This is a genomic window from Pseudomonas oplopanacis, from assembly GCF_057128725.1.
Genome location: NZ_JBSKHV010000002.1, coordinates 541,132 through 555,583, shown reverse-complemented (window position 1 = coordinate 555,583; position 14,452 = coordinate 541,132). Strand labels below are relative to the sequence as shown.

Sequence of the window (14,452 nt, the reverse complement as noted above, 5' to 3'; positions counted from 1 at the left end):
TCGCCTGCAGGGCGCGTTTACCTGAGTAAGCCGCTGCCCTGGCGATGTCCTCGCCCAGCGTGTCGCTCACCGGCAATGTCCGCGACTTCGGGATAAACCCCTATGCAATCAATGGCTTCGCAAGCCTGACTGCATCGCACTTGCCCGGTGAACGTTGCGTAACGATCCTGACTCATCAAAGTGACAAAAAACCGTCACCACAAATCGTTCCGCGTCCCTCCCCTCCAGCACTTCTCCGCCCTATGTCGATAAGTGGATGGAACTTTTCCTTAAACCCTTGAAAGCTCCCTAAAGCTCGTAATTCAAAGGCTTTCGTAATGAACAATGTGCTGGATTTTGCTGACGGCATAAGTTTTTTTTGGCATAAGGGCTATGAGAAAAATTTCTTAGCTATTCTCTAGAATGTTCTTAGCTCTGTTGTTACAAGGGTGAAACGGTTTTACCTATAAATGCCGTCAAATAATTGGCGACTGATAAGCACCATCAGGAATTCAGGGAGATGCACCCATGCGCGTTTTAACCCCCCTCTGCAGCGCGGTTCTGCTGGCCATGGCCTGCACTTCCGGCGCTCAAGCCATGTCGTTGACCGACGCAATCCAGAACACCATCGCAACCCATCCGGAACTGGCCTCGCGCGTGGATTCGCGCCTGTCCGCGGATGAACAGGTGAAAGTGGCCAAGGGGGGCTTTTATCCATCAGTTGATCTGAACGCCGCCTACGGGCGCGGATACAGCGATAACACCAACACCCGGGCAATCGGCCCAGGCAATCACCACACCGAAATCCTCAATTACACCCAGTCGGAGTTGCGCTTGCGGCAGATGCTGTTCGACGGTTTCAACACCGCGAACGAAGTCGAGCGCACCAAAGGCGTGGTCAACTCCCGGGCCTATTACGCTCAAGGCACCGCCCAGGACCTGGCCCTGCGCACCATCGAGGTCTACCTCGAAGTGCTCAAGCGCCGCGAACTGGTGACCCTGGCCACGAACAACCTGCAAGCGCACTTGCGCGTCAACGACCAGATCGGCCTGCGCACCCAGCGCGGCGTCGGCAGCAACGCCGACTCCGATCAATCCGGCGCTCGCCGTGCACTGGCGCAAAACAACCTCGACACCGCCGAAGTCGATCTGGCGGACGCCGAGTCGAACTTCGCCGCCGTTGTCGGGCGTCTGCCCGATGAGCTCGAAACACCGCCGTCGACTCGCGGTGAACTGCCTGCCTCCCTGCAGGAAGCCCAGCAGAGCATGGTGGAAAACAACCCGTACCTGAAATCCGCCCAGGCCGACGTGCAATCGGCCGAGAGTCAGTACGAAGTTGCCAAGTCGCCGTTCTACCCACGCTTCGACGCCGAAGCCGCGGTGGGCGCGAACAACAACGTGCAAGGCGATGAAGGTCACGACAACGAGTGGCGCGTAGGTGTGGTGATGAACTACAACCTGTTCCGCGGTGGCAGCGACAAGGCACGCCTGCAGTCCGATGCGCACCAGATCAACCAGGCCATGGACATCCGCAACAACGCCCTGCGCCAACTCAACGAAAACATTCACCTGGCCTGGAACGCCATGGTCAATGCCAAGAAACAAACCCCGACCGCACGCGAATACGCTGAAACCAGTAAACGGGTGCGCGTGGCGTATCAGGACCAGTTCGGTCTCGGTCAACGCACGCTGCTCGACTTGCTCGACAGTGAAAACGAGCTCTACAACGCCAACCGCCGCTACACCGAAGTGCGCTACACCGAGGAATATTCGATGTACCGCGTGCTGGCCAGCATGGGTGAGTTGTTGAGCAAGCAACGGGTGGTGTTGCCCGCCGATGCGATCGCCTCCTCCGAAGTGAAGAGCGAAGCCCGTTTGCCTGAACTGAAGTAGCTCACTGGAGCGATCAATGTGACCAGCATGGAATCCGGCAACACCGGTGTCGATCCGCGGCTGAGCTTCGATGACCCGCTTCTTGACGGTCTGTTGATCCTCTGCAAACTCCACGGCGCGACGGTCAGTCGCGCCAGCCTGAGTGCCGGGCTACCGCTGCACAAACAACGCTTGAGCCTGGACCTGCTGCCCCGCGCAGCAGCCCGGGCCAGTTTGCAGGCGCGACTGCTGCGCCGCGAGCTGGGGGATATTTCCGCGCTCAACCTGCCGGTGATGCTGATCCTCAACAACGGCCGCACGGCCATCCTGCGACGCTTCGGCGACGACGGTCAGGTGTTGATCCTGCCCAGCGAAGCCGACGGTGGCGAACAATGGGTCAGCACGGATGAGCTGGCCGAAAATTACAGTGGCCAGGCCTTGTTTGCCCGGCCACGCCATGAACTCGAAGACTTGCGCTCGCCCCTGGTACCGCGCGTCGAAGCGTGGTTTCGCGACACGCTGAAACTGTCGAAGTGGCTCTACAGCGATGCAATCCTGGCGAGTTTCCTGATCAACCTGCTCGGGTTGATGGTGCCGTTGTTCGTGATGCAGACCTACGACCGGGTGGTGCCGAACCAGGCCACCTCGACCTTGTGGGTGCTGTCGATCGGCTTGCTGATCGGCACCGGTTTCGAGCTGGTGCTGCGCGTCGTGCGCGCACATTTGCTGGACACCGCCGGCAAGAAAACCGACGTGATCCTGTCGGCGACCTTGTTCGAGCGCATCACCGGCATGTCGATGAAAGCCCGCCCGGCGACCATCGGCGGCTTTGCCCAGAGCATTCATGATTTCCAGGGGCTGCGCGAGTTTCTCACCGCGGTCACCCTGACCAGCCTGATCGACCTGCCCTTCGCCGTGTTGATGCTGGTAGTGATCGGCTTGCTCGGCGGCTGGCTGGTGGTCATTCCGTTGCTGGCGTTTCCGATCACGATCATCTTCGCGATGGTGATCCAGGTGCGCCTGCGCGACACCGTGCAAAAAAGCCTGAGCCTGGGCGCCGAACGCCAGGCCTTGCTGATTGAAACCCTCGGCGGCCTGGAAACCCTCAAGGCCTGTAGCGCCGAAAGCGAGCGCCAGCACAAATGGGAAAGCACCCACGGCGCCCTCACCCGCCTCGACAGCCATGCGCGCAACCTTTCGGCGCTGGCCACCAATGGCACGCTGTTCATCCAGCAGTTCTCCGGCATGGCAACGATTGTCGCCGGGGTCTACAGCATCATCGCCGGCAACCTCAGCGTCGGGGCGCTGGTGGCGACCTACATGCTCGGCAGCCGCGTGCTCGCGCCGCTGGGGCAGATTGCCGGTTTGATCACCCGCTACCAGCAAGCGCAGCTGACCATGAAAAGCACCGATGCGCTGATGGGCCTGCCGCAGGAACGCGACGCGAAACAGCGGCCATTGGAGCGCACTCAACTGCAAGGCGCCCTCGAAGTCAGCGGCGTGACGTTCCACTACAACGGCCAGAACGCGCCAGCGCTGTCCAACGTCAGCTTCAGCATGAAGCCGGGCGAACGCATCGGCATCATCGGTCGCAGTGGTTCGGGCAAAAGTACCCTGGCGCGACTGGTGATGGGGTTCTACACGCCGGAGGAAGGCCAGTTGCTGCTCGACGGCCTGGACCTGCGGCAACTGGACGTCGCCGACCTGCGCCAACAGATCGGTTACGTCGCCCATGATCTGCCACTGCTGGCCGGCAGCCTGCGCGACAACCTGACCCTCGGCGCCCGCTATATCAGCGATTCGAGGATGCTCGAAGTGGCCGAGTTGACCGGCGTCACCGAGCTCGCCCGTCAGCATCCGCAAGGGTTTGATCGCCCGGTCGGCGAACGCGGGCAGTTGCTGTCCGGCGGGCAACGTCAGGCGGTATTGTTGGCGCGGGCGTTGTTGCTCGACCCGCCGATCATGCTGCTCGACGAACCGACCAGCGCAATGGACAACAGCAGCGAAGACGTTCTGCGGCAAAAACTCCACACCTGGGTCCAGGGCAAAACCCTGCTCCTGGTCACCCACCGCACCTCGATGCTCAGCCTGGTGGATCGACTGGTGGTGCTGGATAACGGACGGATCGTCGCCGACGGTCCCAAAGAAGCGGTCATCGATGCACTGCGCAAGGGCCGCGTCGGCTCTGCGGCTGTCTAGGAGCGACCCATGGCCCGTTCATCGTCCGACACCTCCAAGGACCGCGGCTACTTCGGCAGCTTCGGCAAAACCGCCGAAAGTGAGTTCATGCCGGAAACAGCCGGTGCCTCGTTGCAGGATTCCCCGCGCTGGTCGCGCATTACGGTCTGGCTGGCTGCCGGGCTGATTATCAGCGCGGTGGTGTGGGCCAAGTTTGCGGTGTTGCAAGAAGTCACCATGGGCGAAGGCAAGGCGATTCCGTCGAGCAAGGTCCAGGTGATCCAGAACCTGGAAGGCGGCATCGTCACCGAGATCTTCGTGCGCGAAGGGCAAATGGTGAACAAGGGCGATACCCTGCTGCGCCTGGATGACACGCGGTTTCTGTCGAACAAGGGTGAGAGCGAAGCGGATCGTTACGCACTCACCGCGCAGGTGGAACGCCTGTCGGCAGAAGCGGAAGGACGGCCCTTCAAGCTGTCAGAAGAAGTGATCGCCAAGGCCCCGCAAGTGGCCGAAGACGAGCGCTCGCTGTACGAACAGCGCCAGCGCCGGCTCGCCAGTGAGCAGCGCACATTAAGCGAACAACTTCGGCAAAAAACCCAGGAACTGGCGGAATTCCGTTCCAAACAGGGGCAATTCAGCTCTAGCCTGGCATTGCTGCAGCAAGAGATGAACATGTCCACGCCGCTGGTGGGCACCGGCGCCGTTTCACCGGTGGAAATCCTCCGGCTCAAACGTAGCGCGGTGGAGATTCGCGGTTCGCTGAACGCAACGACACTGGCAATTCCCCGGGCGGAGTCGGCAATCAACGAGATCAAAAGCAAGATTGACGAGTCGGAACAATCATTCCGTTCCGACGCAGCAAAAGAGCTGAATGAAAAACGCACCGACCTGTCGAAAATCACGGCATCCAGCATCGCCATCGATGACCGCGTGACGCGCACCACAGTGGTGTCGCCGGTGCACGGGATTATCAAAGTGTTGAAGGTCAACACCATCGGCGGCGTGGTCCAGCCCGGCAGCGACATGGTTGAAATCGTGCCGTTGGAAGACAACCTGCTGATCGAAGCCAAGGTGCGACCACAGGACGTGGCGTTCCTGCATCCGGGGCAGAAAGCGATGGTGAAGTTCAGCGCGTATGACTACACGATTTATGGCGGGTTGAGCGCCAAGCTCGAACTGATCGGCGCCGACACCATCACCGATGACAAGGGCAACAGTTTCTATCTGATTCAGGTGCGCACGGATAAAAACCACTTGGGCGGGGATGTGAAACCGCTGCTGATCATTCCGGGGATGGTGGCGACGGTGGACATCATTACCGGGGAGAAGAGTGTGCTGGATTACCTGCTGAAACCGGTGTTGAAAGCGCGGACTGAGGCGATGCGGGAGCGGTAGTCTCTGGCCTGGGTTTGCGGTGACTGTTTCAGCGCTTTCGCGAGCAGGCTCGCTCCCACAGAGGATTTGTGAACGACACAGATCCAGTGTGGGAGCGAGCCTGCTCGCGAAGGGGCCCTCAATCACAACAACTATTTCGGCCCATGATTACGCTGGAAGGTCTCCTCCCCCATCGCCGCAATCTGCCCCTCGATCAACGCCTCGAACGGTTTCAACAACGGCTCAAACGAGCTCGGCGCTTCCAGCATCTGCAACGCCTGCACAATCGCCTCCACCGTCGATAAAGCCCCCGGCCCCGGGGCCTTGCGCAGTCGATAACGCGACACCCCGCCATCCGCCAACGTTACCCTCGGCAACGCCGCCAGCAACGGATTGAGGTGCAGCATCTTGCGCGCCTTGCGCCAGGTGCCGTCCGGGACCACCAGCAATAGCGGCTCGTCAGTCGCCGCATAAGTCAGCATCGGTTGCGCGTCCTCGCCCGGAAACAACAACCGCGCCTGATACCCCGGTTGATTCAACAGCACCGGCAAATCCTCAAAAACCTCGCCGACAATCAGCTCGGCATTGTTCAAGCCCAACGCTGCCAACCGCGCGGTGTTCAGTGCGTGGTTCACTTCACTCGGATGCTGCAACAGCAACACTCGAGTGCGGCTGTCGAGGCTAGGGATCAGCGGACACAAACAATGAGTTTGCGGGCGCAGGCAACGGGGACACTGGATTCTGGACATCGATCAAGCCTGATTCAGTTGTGCTTTGAGCAAATCGCGAAAGGTCTGGATCAGCGGTTCGCGGCTGCGGCCACGACGCACGATCATCGAAAACGGTGCCTGATAACCAAACGTCGCCGGCAACAACACGCGCAAATCGCCCTTGTCCGCCCAGGCCTGGGCATAGTGCTCCGGCAGATAACCGATGTAGGCACCGGACAGCACCAGAATCAGCTGCGCTTCCATACTCTCAACCGTGGCGGCGCTGTGCTTGAAACCGTGACGCGCCAGTTCGGCCTGGCTCCAGTAACCGCGGCCGACCATGCGCTGCTGGGTGATGACTTGCTCGGGGATACGCCGCTCGGTGAACAGCGGATGACGGCTGCTGCAATACAGCCAGTGCTGTTCGCGGTAGAGCGGCATGTAGACCAGGCCGCTCATGCGCGTGGAGAACGCGCCGATGGCCAGGTCGAGGCGATTGTCCTGCACGCCGAGTTGCAGTTCGTAGGGGCTCATCACCGACAAGTGCAAATGCACCGCCGGGTGTTCCTGGCTGTAGGCGCCGATGGCTTCGGCGAAGGGCAAGGCCTTGTCACTGACAGTCGAGTCGATCACGCCGAGGTTCAGGGTGCCGCGCAGTTCGCCCTTGAGGGCTGCGGCGTATTGCTCGAAGCCTTCGAGCTCGCCCAACAGACGCAAGGTTTCCTGATGGAACAGTTCGCCCTTGCTGGTCAGGCTGAACCCACCGCGACCGCGATGACACAGCACCAGACCGAGGGCTGCTTCGAGCTGGCTCATGTAGGTGCTGATGGCCGACGTCGAGAGGTTGAGCTCTTGCTGGGCGTTGGCGAACCCCTGATGGCGAACCACGCTGACGAAGATGCGCAATAGTTTCAGGTCGGGTAAAGCGTTGGCCATCAGACACTCCGATCACAAGGTCATGCAGGTTGCTTTTGTGGCGAGGGAGCTTGCTCCCGTTCGGCTGCGCAGCAGTCGTAATCCAGGCAGCGCAGTCTGTCTGACACAAAGGGGTGAATGGTTTTGGGGCCGCTTCGCAGCCCAGCGGGAGCAAGCTCCCTCGCCACAGGGTTCGTGCAAGGCCGTAAGTCTATCGCCAGGAGAACCATTAGTTTAGAAAAATCTGAACTAAGTATTTGCCCGTAGCGATTCTTCCCGGCCACTACATTTCGCAGAATCGGCCCCCAACGGTGCCTGTGTCTGTCCTGACCTGTGCAACCGACATAAATAAAACAACGACGATGAGGCCCTACCCGTGGACAAGATTCTTCACCAACCACTGGGCGGCAATGAAATGCCGCGCTTCGGCGGCATCGCCACCATGATGCGACTCCCACACCTTGATACCGCTGCCGGTCTGGACGCTGCCTTCGTTGGCGTGCCACTGGACATCGGTACCTCGCTACGCCCCGGCACCCGCTTCGGGCCTCGTGAAATCCGCGCTGAATCGGTGATGATCCGCCCGTACAACATGGCGACCGGCGCTGCGCCGTTCGATTCGCTGTCGGTGGCCGACATCGGCGACATCGCGATCAACACGTTCAACCTGCTGGACGCGGTACGGATCATCGAAGAGTCCTACCACAAGATCCTCGAACACGATGTGATCCCCCTGACCCTGGGCGGCGACCACACCATCACCCTGCCGATCCTGCGTGCCATCCATAAAAAGCACGGCAAGATCGGCCTGGTGCACATCGACGCTCACGCTGACGTGAACGATCACATGTTCGGCGAGAAAATCGCCCACGGCACCACCTTCCGTCGCGCCGTCGAAGAAGGCCTTCTGGATTGCGACCGCGTGGTGCAAATTGGCCTGCGCGCTCAGGGCTACACCGCTGACGACTTCAACTGGAGCCGTAATCAGGGCTTCCGTGTGGTTCAGGCCGAAGAGTGCTGGCACAAATCCCTGGCCCCACTGATGGCCGAGGTTCGCGAGAAAGTCGGCGGCGGTCCGGTGTACCTGAGTTTCGACATCGACGGCATCGACCCGGCCTGGGCACCTGGCACCGGCACCCCGGAAATCGGTGGTCTGACGACCATTCAGGCCATTGAGATCGTTCGCGGCTGCCAAGGCCTCGACCTGGTCGGTTGCGATCTGGTAGAAGTCTCGCCCGCTTATGACACCACCGGCAACACCTCGCTGCTGGCCGCCAACCTGCTGTACGAAATGCTCTGCGTACTGCCTGGCGTGGTCCACCGCTGAGGATCGGTCATGAACGAACGTGATCAGGTTTTGAAAGCCGCCGCCGCTCTGGTGTCCGCTTTCGCCCGTAACGATCGCGAAGCCTACTTCGGTGCGTTCAGCACCGATGCCAGCTTCGTCTTCTACACCCTCGAGCAGCCTCTGCTGTCGCGCGATGCCTATCAGGCGTTGTGGGACACCTGGCGCTCGGAGGATGGCTTCGAGGTGCTTTCGTGCACCTCGAGCAACGCCTTCGTCAGCCTGCAAGGTGACGTGGCGATTTTCATCCATGACGTGGCCACCGAGCTGCGCATGCAAGGGGAGCAACACTTCAGCCAGGAGCGCGAGACGATTGTTTTCAAGAAGCAAGCGTCTGGCCAAGAACAACAAGGCCTATGGCTGGCCTGCCACGAACACTTGTCCGCCTTGCCGGAAGGGCTGCCAACCCCTTAGCCAAACAGGTGACGCTCACGCACGATGAGCGCGCCTTTATGATCGGAGCTGATCATGAATAACAACAACAAAGACCAAAGCCTTACGCACATTGAAACCTACGGGGTCGAACAGATCCCGGACAGCGAACGCACCGCAGGCCCGACGGATTTGTTCCGGATGATCTTCGGTGGTTCCAACACCTTTGCCACCGCCGTGCTCGGCAGCTTCCCGGTACTGTTCGGCCTGTCGTTTCAGGCCGGCGTGCTGGCGATTGTGCTGGGCGTGCTGCTGGGCTCGCTGATCCTTGCACCCATGGGCCTGTTCGGCCCGATCAATGGCACCAACAACGCCGTGTCTTCCGGTGCGCACTTCGGCGTGCACGGGCGGATCGTCGGTTCGTTCCTTTCGCTGCTGACCGCCATCGCGTTCTTCTCGCTCTCGGTCTGGAGTTCGGGTGATGCGCTGATCGGTGGCGCCAAGCGCCTGATCGGCTTGCCGGAAACCGACCTGACTCTGGGCCTGGCCTATGGTCTGTTCGCGATTCTGGTACTGACCGTTTGCATCTACGGCTTCCGGTTCCTGCTGTGGGTCAACAAGATCGCGGTGTGGAGCGCCAGCTTGCTGTTCCTGCTGGGTGCCTTCGCCTTCGCCGGTCCTTTCGATGTGAACTACGCCGGCACCGTCAGCATGGGTCAGCCAGGTTTCTGGGCCGCGTTCATCGGTGCTGCACTGGTGGCGATGAGCAACCCGATTTCCTTCGGTGCGTTCCTTGGTGACTGGTCGCGCTACATCCCGCGTGACACGCCAAAAGGCCGGATCATGGCGGCGGTGGTGATCTCGCAGATCGCCACGTTCATCCCGTTCCTGTTCGGCCTGGCCACCGCGACCATCGTCGCGATCAAGGCACCAGACTACATCGCCGCCAACAACTACGTCGGCGGTTTGCTGGCTGTGTCGCCGAGTTGGTTCTTCCTGCCGGTGTGCCTGATTGCCGTGATCGGCGGCATGTCCACCGGCACCACCTCGCTGTATGGCACCGGGCTGGACATGTCCAGCGTGTTCCCTCGCGTGCTGTCGCGGGTCAAGGCCACGTTGCTGATCGGTGTGATGTCGATTGCCTTCATCTTCATCGGGCGCTTTGCGGCGAACCTGGTGCAGAGCGTGTCGACCTTCGCCGTGCTGATCATCACCTGCACCACACCGTGGATGGTGATCATGATCATCGGCCTGGTGGTGCGTCGCGGCTTCTATTGCCCGGATGACCTGCAAGTGTTCACCCGCGGCGAGAAAGGTGGCCGCTATTGGTTCACCCACGGCTGGAACTGGCGTGGCCTGGGTGCCTGGATCCCGAGCGCGGCCATTGGCTTGTGCTTCGTGAACCTGCCGGGGCAGTTTGTCGGACCACTGGGCGAAATGGCCGGCGGTATCGACGTCAGCCTGCCGGTCACTCTGGGCCTGGCCTCGCTGGTGTACCTGGCGCTGCTGAGCCTGTTCCCGGAAACATCGGCGGTGTTCGGCCCGAATGATTCACGCAGCAAGGGCACGCACACCGTAGCAAAGCCCGAACTCCGTCAGCCCGCCTGACACTGATCCAACTGTGGGAGCGAGCCTGCTCGCGAAGACTGCGGCACATCCAACCTGGATGTGACTGACAGAACGCCTTCGCGAGCAGGCTCGCTCCCACAGAAAGCAGCCCCACAGAACTTTTGTTTCACCATAAAAAAGACAATCGGAGACACGCCATCATGGCTTTGGATTTATTCGTCGTACTCATCTACGCCGCCGCGATGCTGATACTCGGCTACTACGGCATGCGCAAGGCCAAGACCAACGAAGACTTTTTGGTCGCCGGTCGTAACCTCGGCCCGAGCCTGTACATGGGCACCATGGCCGCCACCGTTCTGGGCGGCGCGTCCACCGTCGGCACCGTACGCCTGGGCTACGTCCATGGCATCTCCGGTTTCTGGCTCTGCGCGGCCCTCGGTTGCGGGATCGTGGCGCTGAACCTGTTCCTCGCCAAACCGCTGCTGAAGCTGAAGATCTACACCGTTACCCAGGTCCTGGAAAAACGCTACAACCCGATGGCCCGCTCCGCGAGCGCGGTGATCATGCTGGCGTATGCGCTGATGATCGGCGTGGTTTCGATCCTCGCCATCGGCACCGTGCTGCAAGTGCTGTTCGACCTGCCGTTCTGGGTCTCGGTATTGGTCGGCGGTGGCGTCGTGGTGATCTACTCCGCGATCGGCGGCATGTGGTCCCTGACCCTGACCGACATCGTCCAGTTCGTGATCAAGACCGTCGGCCTGATGTTCATCCTGTTGCCAATCTGCCTGTACCGCGTTGGCGGTTGGGATGAGTTGGTGTTGAAACTGCCGGCCACCGCCTTCAGCTTCACCACGATTGGCTGGGACACCATCATCACCTACTTCATGATCTACTTCTTCGGGATCCTGATCGGCCAGGACATCTGGCAGCGTGTGTTCACCGTCAAGAGCGCCAAGGTGGCTCAGGTCGCTGGTACATTCGCAGGCTTCTACTGCATCCTTTACGGCCTGGCCTGCGCCCTGATCGGCATGGCCGCTCATGTGCTGATCCCAGACCTGGACAACGTCAACAACGCCTTCGCCGCCATCGTCAAACTGTCCCTGCCGGACGGTATCCGTGGCCTGGTGATCGCGGCTGCCCTGGCAGCCATGATGTCCACCGCCAGCGCCGGCCTGCTCGCCGCCGCCACCACCTTGACCGAAGACCTGCTGCCGAAACTGCGCGGCGGCAAACAGTCGACGCTGGGCATCAATCGCCTGTTCACCCTGTTGACCGGCCTTGTCGTACTCGGCATCGCTCTGGTCGTGAACGACGTGATCAGCGCCCTGACCCTGGCGTACAACCTGCTGGTAGGCGGCATGCTGATCCCGCTGATCGGTGCGATTTTCTGGAAACGTGCAACCACCGCCGGCGCTATCGCCAGCATGGGCATGGGCTTCGCCACTGCGCTGGTGTTCATGTTCAAGGACGGTCTGGATTCCAACTCCCCGATCTACTACAGCCTCGGCGTAGGTCTGGTGGCGTTCGTGGTGGTGAGCTTGATGTCTCGCCGCCCGGCAGTTCTGGCCAGTGCCGCCTAAGCTGAACATAACGACTTGATGCTTTCTTCGACGGGTGTGGCGTCGGTTGCCACACCCGTTTTTTTTCGTCTGGAGAAAACCTTTGATGAAGATTGTTTCTCGCGATCAGTGGTTCGAAGTCAAACACCTCAGCGACGGCATTCGGCTGATTCACGAGCCTTACATTCGGCCTTTCTACCGCTGCAACCTCTGGCACGTTCAGGGCCGCGACAAGGACCTGCTGTTGGACAGCGGCTCAGGTCTGGTCAGCCTGCGCGAGCAGTTGCCGTGGATCACTGAACGGCCGCTGGTGGCGGTGGCGAGTCATTGCCATTTCGACCACATTGCCGGGCATCACGAATTTCCTGAACGGCTGGTGCACCCGGCCGAGGCCGACATCCTCGCCGCACCGGATGGCGACAACGACTTGAGCAAAGCCTTCGTCGGCGACGACATGTTCGAGGCTCACCCCGATTGCCCGTTGTGCTACGCCGAATACCGGGTCAAGGCCGCGCCGGCTACTGGCTTGATTGAAGAAGGTGATGTGCTGGATCTGGGTGACCGCGCGCTGCAAGTGCTGCACACACCGGGGCATTCACCGGGCGGCATCAGCCTATATGAAGCGGCGACTGAGACGCTGTTCAGCGGCGACATCATCTATGACGGACCGCTGATCGAAGACGCTTACCATTCCAATCTCGATGACTACGCCCGCAGCTTGCAACGCTTGCGGGCCTTGCCGATCCGCACGGTGCATGGCGGGCATTTCGGCAGTTTTTCTGGGGAGCATTTGCGCACGATGATTGACGAGTGGCAGCGCTCACACGGCTGAAGCCTGCTGTACTCAAGCGCAGGGACAACAACAATAACGCCCTCCAAGAGCAACCATGAAAAGAGCTGCCGTTCGCCTCACCGTGCATCAGTTCATCAGCCGCTTGCTGGAGGGCCGGGATGACTTCGGCGACGACGCCAGTCTGGTGGAGTTGGGGTTGGATAAAGCGGATATCGAAGACCTGATCTTCCATCTGGAAGATGAGTTGGGGTTGACGGCGTTTACGGCGGAAGAAGACCGGATGCTCAAGACCGCCAGGACGGCGAATGATTTGAGTCGGTTTTTGCAGGAGATCGGGCGGCATTGAGAAGAGCTGTCAAACACACTCGTTCAGGTGACAAAAGACTTGTGGCGAGGGAGCTTGCTCCCGCTCGGGTGCGCAGCAGCCGCAAAGCCTGTACCAGTGTTTAACCTGACATGCATCGGTGACAAACAAGGGCTGCTGCGCAGCCCAGCGGGAGCAAGCTCCCTCGCCACAGGCAAGCCTCTTCGCCGGTTTACTCCGCGGTCTTACCGGCGGCGCTGCTGGCGTCGGCGCTGTTCGTCGTCCGTACGAATTGGCACAGGTTGCAGAGGCGGTTCGATCAAACCGAGTGCAACACCCAAGTCGTGCAGCCAGTTTTGGATTTTCTCTTTCATGGTGCCCCCTTCAGGGTAGTGCCGAGCGACCGGAATTCTGAGGCCGCTTCGCACTGATAATAGTCCGAAGTCCTACGCAATGCTCATCAAAAGTCGCAATGATCTGTTACTGAATTGAACAAAATACTTGACCGTTCGTTCAAGCAATCGCCTGGGCCTCAACGTGTGCCCACGGATAGACCGTCTGCTGCTGCTCAATCCACGCATTCAAATTGGCCCCGACCATGCCCTTGCGCCACATCAGCCACGTCGTCGCGCGGGCGAACGGATCAGCCAGCGGGTGCGCCGCGACACTCTCACGGCCCGGCAGGCTGGCGAGCATCGACTCCGACATTAACGCCACGCCCGAGCCGGCAATCACGCACGCAAGCATTCCTGGATAGGATTCGATCTCCATCGCCCGGCCCATCGCAGCATGGTCGTGGGCGAACCAGGCCTCCAGGCGCATGCGGTAGGAACAGCCCTGGCGGAACGTGAACACCGAGCGCCCTTCCACATCCAGCGCGCTGCGCACCGGCGGGTGATCGGCTTCCGTGATCAGCACCAGCCGTTCGTCGCACAAGGGCACGCCGTCCAGCCCCGCCAGCTCCAGCGGTCCGTCCACCAGCGCGGCATCCAGCCGGCCAGTGAGCAGGCCTTCAAGCAATTCACCGCTCGGCCCGGATTGCACTTGCAGGTTTACCGCCGGGTAGGTGCGGTGATAACCCGCCAACAATTGCGGCAGATGAATCGCCGCCGTGCTGTACATGGTGCCGAGCACAAAGTCCCCGGCCGGTTGCCCGCCCTGCACGGCCGCACTGGCTTCGTCATGGAGGGCGAACAGCTTGGCGGTGTAGTCCAGAAGGACTTTTCCTGCAGGCGACAACTGCAAACGCTGACGCTCGCGGACGAACAGTTCTACGCCGAGTTGCTCCTCAAGTTGTTTAAGTCGCGTCGACAGGTTGGACGGCACCCGATGCAGTCGCTCGGCGGCACGGGTGATTGACCCCTCTTGAGCCACGGCCTGGAAGATCCGCAATTGGCTGAACTCCACGATCTTCTCCAAATCAGAACAAGTTACTCACTATTATTCATTTTAAAAGAAAGTCAATCAGTCCTAGCCTGA

Annotated in this window: 13 protein-coding genes; 9 read left to right on the top strand and 4 right to left on the bottom strand. The window is 60.5% G+C overall.

Going from position 1 to position 14,452, the window contains the following annotated elements:
* The first annotated feature begins 507 nt into the window (after positions 1–507).
* From ACWKV5_RS06935 to ACWKV5_RS06925, 3 genes are read left to right on the top strand one after another with little or no spacing between them, the layout of a single operon-like run.
* Positions 508–1,872, top strand: coding sequence for a TolC family outer membrane protein (locus ACWKV5_RS06935; RefSeq protein WP_483840703.1), 1,365 nt, complete (start codon positions 508–510; stop codon positions 1,870–1,872).
* Positions 1,873–1,890: 18 nt separating this feature from the next.
* Positions 1,891–4,050: a type I secretion system permease/ATPase gene (locus tag ACWKV5_RS06930; RefSeq protein ID WP_483840702.1), complete on the top strand. Its 2,160-nt coding sequence runs from the start codon at positions 1,891–1,893 to the stop codon at positions 4,048–4,050.
* Between the two features lie 9 nt (positions 4,051–4,059).
* Positions 4,060–5,427 carry an HlyD family type I secretion periplasmic adaptor subunit gene (locus ACWKV5_RS06925; RefSeq protein ID WP_027925806.1) on the top strand — a complete coding sequence of 456 codons (1,368 nt, stop codon included), beginning with the start codon at positions 4,060–4,062 and terminating at the stop codon, positions 5,425–5,427.
* Positions 5,428–5,558: 131 nt separating this feature from the next.
* On the opposite strand, the gene ACWKV5_RS06920 is transcribed toward ACWKV5_RS06925, so the two are convergent.
* Positions 5,559–6,155, bottom strand: a complete 597-nt coding sequence (locus tag ACWKV5_RS06920; RefSeq protein ID WP_483840701.1) for a tRNA-uridine aminocarboxypropyltransferase — start codon at positions 6,153–6,155, stop codon at positions 5,559–5,561.
* Positions 6,156–6,158: 3 nt separating this feature from the next.
* Positions 6,159–7,052: a LysR family transcriptional regulator gene (locus ACWKV5_RS06915; protein ID WP_007945995.1), complete on the bottom strand. Its 894-nt coding sequence runs from the start codon at positions 7,050–7,052 to the stop codon at positions 6,159–6,161.
* Between the two features lie 355 nt (positions 7,053–7,407).
* Here ACWKV5_RS06915 and speB point away from each other — a divergent pair, with 355 nt between their 5' ends.
* The 6 genes from speB (at position 7,408) to ACWKV5_RS06885 (ending at position 13,015) form a co-directional block, all read left to right on the top strand.
* Complete coding sequence (speB, locus tag ACWKV5_RS06910) at positions 7,408–8,358, top strand: agmatinase (protein WP_027925808.1); 951 nt, start codon at positions 7,408–7,410, stop codon at positions 8,356–8,358.
* Between the two features lie 9 nt (positions 8,359–8,367).
* Positions 8,368–8,790: a YybH family protein gene (locus tag ACWKV5_RS06905; protein WP_483840700.1), complete on the top strand. Its 423-nt coding sequence runs from the start codon at positions 8,368–8,370 to the stop codon at positions 8,788–8,790.
* A 54-nt stretch (positions 8,791–8,844) separates the two neighbouring features.
* The gene (locus ACWKV5_RS06900) at positions 8,845–10,356 is read left to right on the top strand and encodes a purine-cytosine permease family protein (protein WP_483840699.1); all 1,512 of its coding nucleotides are present in this window, start codon (positions 8,845–8,847) and stop codon (positions 10,354–10,356) included.
* Between the two features lie 161 nt (positions 10,357–10,517).
* Positions 10,518–11,897, top strand: a complete 1,380-nt coding sequence (locus ACWKV5_RS06895; RefSeq protein ID WP_483840698.1) for a sodium:solute symporter family protein — start codon at positions 10,518–10,520, stop codon at positions 11,895–11,897.
* 85 nt (positions 11,898–11,982) lie between these two features.
* Complete coding sequence (locus ACWKV5_RS06890) at positions 11,983–12,708, top strand: MBL fold metallo-hydrolase (protein WP_483840697.1); 726 nt, start codon at positions 11,983–11,985, stop codon at positions 12,706–12,708.
* Between the two features lie 55 nt (positions 12,709–12,763).
* On the top strand, positions 12,764–13,015 hold the full coding sequence (locus ACWKV5_RS06885) for an acyl carrier protein (RefSeq protein ID WP_483840696.1): 252 nt from the start codon (positions 12,764–12,766) through the stop codon (positions 13,013–13,015).
* 203 nt (positions 13,016–13,218) lie between these two features.
* Here the strand turns inward: ACWKV5_RS06885 and ACWKV5_RS06880 are convergent, their stop codons facing one another.
* Both ACWKV5_RS06880 and ptrR read right to left on the bottom strand, forming a co-directional pair.
* The gene (locus ACWKV5_RS06880; RefSeq protein WP_007914492.1) at positions 13,219–13,347 is read right to left on the bottom strand and encodes a PA1414 family protein; all 129 of its coding nucleotides are present in this window, start codon (positions 13,345–13,347) and stop codon (positions 13,219–13,221) included.
* Between the two features lie 139 nt (positions 13,348–13,486).
* Entirely contained in the window at positions 13,487–14,380 is an 894-nt protein-coding gene (gene ptrR / locus ACWKV5_RS06875; RefSeq protein WP_483840695.1) for a putrescine utilization regulator PtrR, read from the bottom strand.
* Positions 14,381–14,452 lie beyond the last annotated feature (72 nt).